The organism is Pontibacter rugosus (assembly GCF_042678745.1).
Classification (GTDB): Bacteria; Bacteroidota; Bacteroidia; order Cytophagales; family Hymenobacteraceae; genus Pontibacter; species Pontibacter rugosus.
On record NZ_JBHTLD010000304.1, the window covers coordinates 1 to 4,294 of the forward strand.

Sequence of the window (4,294 nt, forward strand, 5' to 3'; positions counted from 1 at the left end):
AGCCCTTGGTTACCTGACTCCTTGCCAATATGAAAAACTGTTGTGCAACCAAGCTGTGGCTGCCTGAAAAAGTCTCCAGTAAAACATTGCAATTCCACTAAAGCTTCTTAAAGGTACAGGACTTTCAGGGACAGGTCGCGACCTGTCCGCGCGATACCGCCTGTTATGCAATTTATACTTGCGTCCTTACAGTAGCATAATTTCCCTCCTCGGAGGGGCTAGGGGTGGGTTCCTGAACTACTCAACCTATAGCACTTATACCAAAGCTAAAGCAGTAGCCATATTTCCTACTTGAGGAGGACAAGGAGGTGCTTTCAATACTTAAGATTGCTGCCCAACTACTGCCGTCCCTCTAAAGCTACTAAATCATCCAACAATTCAAGCGTAACAGCACCGGGTTTGCCATTGCCGACAACGATCTCATCTACCTGCACAACAGGCAAAATACGCTTGGTCGTGCTCGTCAGGAAAGCTTCTTTGGCCTGGGCAATGTCTTGTAAGGTTACGGCTCTTTCCTCAATTTTATACTTCTGACTGGCGGCTTTCAAAACGTTTTTGCGGGTTACGCCAAGCAATACATCAGCGTCAGGAGTTACAACTACATCATCCTGCGTTACGATGAAGAAGTTGCAGCGCGGGAATTCTGTGACCACACCGTTCTTTTGATACAGCACATCACTGGCTCCAGCCTCTTTAATTTGCTTGATAAGCCGTATGCCGGTAGAGTAGTTGATGGTCTTGGCTTTTGGTATTTCGCGGACATACTCATAGGTGATGATCTTGATGCCTTGCGCTATCATTTCCGGAGTAGGCAGCGTGAGGGGCTGTTGCAGGATGATCAGGTTGGGTTCTCCGGGATCGTAACCATTAGCCGAGTAGCCACCTGTCAGTATCATCTTGATACCAGAGTGGGGCAGGTGGTTTACCTGAATGAGTTGCTGAATAACGTCTTTTAAAGCATCTGTAGCCAAGGGTACGGCTAGTTCCATCAGCCTGGCTGATTCGTAAAAGCGCTGCAGGTAGTCGGCCAGAAATACCGGTTGCCCTTGCTGCACCTTAAAATAATCGAAAATGCCGTAGCCGCGCTGTATGGATAAGTCTCTTACGTGCAGAAAAGCACTTTCGAGCGGCTGTATCTGGCCGTGCAGGTAGGCGTGGAGCTTAGCGTTTGATGGCATGATGTTTCTTTAGAATCTTGATAACTTTATCTACCGGAAGTGCCTCCACGACATGTTGGTGCTGGCCTTCCATGGTTTCTGCTTTGAAAAGTGAGTTGATAATAGCTTCTTCCGTGGCCTCGATTACAGCCATAAATAAAGGCGACATTTCATCGTTGCGAAGGTAAGAAACTGTTTGTGTTTTCTCTGCTGAAGTATAAGGTATGCGTACGGTTGGGTTTGCGGAGAAAGCTATCACATAATCGCCACTGCCGTTGGAAGCGATGCCACCGGTTTTGGCGAGACCCATCATAGCGCGTTTTGCCATGCGCTCCAGGTTGCGGGCATCTACCGGAGCATCGGTCGCTACTACGATCATGCAGGAGCCGTCGGCGCTGTCTTTTATCTGCTGCCGGAAGTAATACTGGTTCAGTTCTTCGCCAATGGGTACACCATCTATTTGCAACACGCCCCCAAAGTTGGTCTGCACCAGCACACCCACCGTATAGCCGCCCAAGCTCTCCGGAAGTACACGCGAGGAAGTGCCGATGCCGCCCTTAAAGCCAAAACATACGGTGCCCGTGCCAGCACCCACATTGCCTTCTGCCACCGCACCACTCTTTGCTTGTTTGATCGCTTCTACCACATGCGCTTCTGTTATATGCCTGCCCCGGATGTCGTTCAGGTAGCCATCGTTGGTTTCGCCTACTACCGCATTTACCGACCGCACCTCTTCATTTCCGGACTGTGCTAACGTATAACCGACTACGGCATTCAAGCCTGTACCAACGCTGAGGGTATTTGTTAAAACAAGGGGCGATTCGATATTGCCCAGTTCCTGCACCTGTGTAGTGCCTGCCAGTTTACCAAAGCCGTTTCCTACATAAACAGCCGCCGGCACTTTACTCTGAAACACATTGCCTGTGTGCGGCACAATAGCCGTGACGCCTGTACGAATACCTGCGCCTTGGATAAGCGTTGTATGGCCCACCTGTACGCCTGCTACATCGGTAATGGCGTTATGCTTGCCTGGGGGCAGCACACCAATCTGCAGACCGTGGTCTCTGGCCCGCTTGCGTTCCTGGCTCTGCGCCTGCGATAGCATACCTGTCATTAGTAAAAGTATAAGTATGAACCTCATGTAAGTATAGTTCGTGTAAGGTAAAAGTAGCAGAAATTCAGCAGTTATTGTAGGCCAGCTATTCTTTATCAAGACAGGTAAAAGAGCTTGTTAGGTAGAGATTTGCGCTGGCGTCTAGGTTGTGGCTTTAAAAAGGAAAGAAAGAAAGTGGAGCAGTAAATGCGTTTGTACAGGCAAGCTTCCTACTTTTGCTGTGTTACCACAGGTAGCGGTTAACCCTGCGGCATCAATAAAGTATAAAACAAGATATTTCCGCATCAACTCAAATTAACACTACAAGTATGGCTATAGCTGAATCAGAATTAATCATTAATCAAAACGGAACAGTATACCACCTCAACCTGCTGCCGGAGCATATCTCTGATACCATTATTACTGTAGGTGACCCGGAGCGGGTGGCAAAAGTTAGTAAGTATTTTGATGAGATAGAGGTAAAGGTGGCCAAGCGCGAGTTTGTAACGCACACTGGCTATTACAAAGGGAAGCGCCTCACCGTTATCTCCACAGGAATGGGCACTGATAACATCGACATTCTGATGAATGAGCTGGATGCCTTGGTAAACATCGACTTCCAGAGCCGCGAGATAAACGAAGAGAAAATAAAATTGAGAATAGTACGTATCGGCACGTCAGGCTCATTGCAGGAAGATGTGCCGTTGGGAGGGCATTTAGCCTCGCACACAAGTATGGGTCTGGACACGCTGATGGAGTTTTATCCGCTGGAGCAATCAGAGGAGGAGACAAGTATAGCAACTGCCCTGCAGAAAGAGTTAGGTATTGGGTTTAGGCCTTACTGCGTTACCGCTTCGCAGAGCCTGATCGATAAAATCGCCTATGATATGATTCCTGGAAACACGCTTACCTGTCCAGGCTTTTACGCGCCACAAGGGCGTGTACTGCGTGGTGGTCTAAAAAATACAGAGCTGCTGCACACCTACAACAGCTTCCGCCACAACGACTACAGGCTGACTAATTTTGAAATGGAGACGGCAGGTTACTATAGTATGGGTAGGATTCTGGGGCACGAGATGCTGTCGCTTAATGCTATCGTAGCAAACCGCATAACGCAGGAGTTCGCTGAAAATGCCGAAGAAGTAATTGATGAGCTTATCCTGAAGGTGTTGGATCGTATCTAAACCAAGTATAAATCAGAACAGCCAGCTTAGGCTGGCTGTTATCTTCGTTCTTCTGTGCTCGGTTTTGCAGGTAAAGTATACATACGCATCTGCTAGCTATGGTTAATCTCCAGAATAGAGCGCAGCGGCAGAAACATACCTGACCGGAGCAGCACAAAATCTTTATCCATTCCCCACAGCAAAGCCTCTACTCGCTTTACATCGCCTGATCTGGTTTTGAAGGTGATGTATGATTTATTACGTGCCGTATTGCTAAGTATAGTGGCACGGTTTGTATCAGCATAGCGGCGGCTTTTGGCTGCTGCATCTCTCAGCACATCCTGCCTGCTGAATCGCAGCTTCGGAATTTGTTCTTTCTGAATGAATGGTGTGTTTTCTTGATTGTATCTCATAAAGTAGCTGTCTGGTTCCTGTAATAAAGTACAGATACCATGCCACGGTATGAGGAAAAACAAAAAAGGCAAGCTTTTACGCTTGCCTTCAGAATTGAAAATATAACTCCAGATTAAAAAAACTCTATGCCAATAATGGAAGTAACCGGGATGGAACATCCAGCTTTAAGCGTCATATATTTATCATCTACAGCCCAAACGGTAGTGTCTACACGTTTGTGGTCACCTTCAGCGGTCTGAAAAGTGATTTCTACTTTCCCTTGGTATACGTTGCCGAGGGAAGTAGCGCGGTTAAGATCCCACATGCGCTTTTTACGAGCCTCAACATCCGTTAAAACATCGTTATAGGTAAATTTAAAAGAAGGTATCTGCTCCTTCTCAACAAGTGGTGCGGTAGGTTGTGCGGTCTCCATAAGCGTCTTATTTTAGAACTTTATGGAATATAAAAATTAGGTATTGCTAATACAA

The 4,294-nt window shown here is 47.2% G+C and carries 5 protein-coding genes; 1 reads left to right on the forward strand and 4 read right to left on the reverse strand.

Annotation, left to right across the window (positions count from 1 at the left end; genetic code table 11):
• Nucleotides 1-338: 338 nt before the first annotated feature.
• Together ACFQ2O_RS20255 and ACFQ2O_RS20260 are read right to left on the reverse strand one after the other, a co-directional pair.
• A complete protein-coding gene (locus ACFQ2O_RS20255; RefSeq protein ID WP_377532362.1) occupies nucleotides 339-1,178 on the reverse strand; it encodes an aminotransferase class IV in 840 nt (279 codons plus the stop codon).
• Nucleotides 1,162-2,298, reverse strand: a complete 1,137-nt coding sequence (locus tag ACFQ2O_RS20260; protein WP_377532365.1) for a DmpA family aminopeptidase — start codon at nucleotides 2,296-2,298, stop codon at nucleotides 1,162-1,164. Before ACFQ2O_RS20260 ends, ACFQ2O_RS20255 begins: the two co-directional genes overlap by 17 nt.
• A 281-nt stretch (nucleotides 2,299-2,579) precedes the next feature.
• Here ACFQ2O_RS20260 and ACFQ2O_RS20265 point away from each other — a divergent pair, with 281 nt between their 5' ends.
• On the forward strand, nucleotides 2,580-3,434 hold the full coding sequence (locus tag ACFQ2O_RS20265; protein ID WP_377532368.1) for a nucleoside phosphorylase: 855 nt from the start codon (nucleotides 2,580-2,582) through the stop codon (nucleotides 3,432-3,434).
• Between the two features lie 92 nt (nucleotides 3,435-3,526).
• On the opposite strand, the gene ACFQ2O_RS20270 is transcribed toward ACFQ2O_RS20265, so the two are convergent.
• Nucleotides 3,527-3,826, reverse strand: a complete 300-nt coding sequence (locus tag ACFQ2O_RS20270) for a hypothetical protein (protein WP_377532371.1) — start codon at nucleotides 3,824-3,826, stop codon at nucleotides 3,527-3,529.
• A 113-nt stretch (nucleotides 3,827-3,939) separates the two neighbouring features.
• Entirely contained in the window at nucleotides 3,940-4,239 is a 300-nt protein-coding gene (locus ACFQ2O_RS20275) for a hypothetical protein (RefSeq protein ID WP_377532374.1), read from the reverse strand.
• Nucleotides 4,240-4,294: the final 55 nt, after the last annotated feature.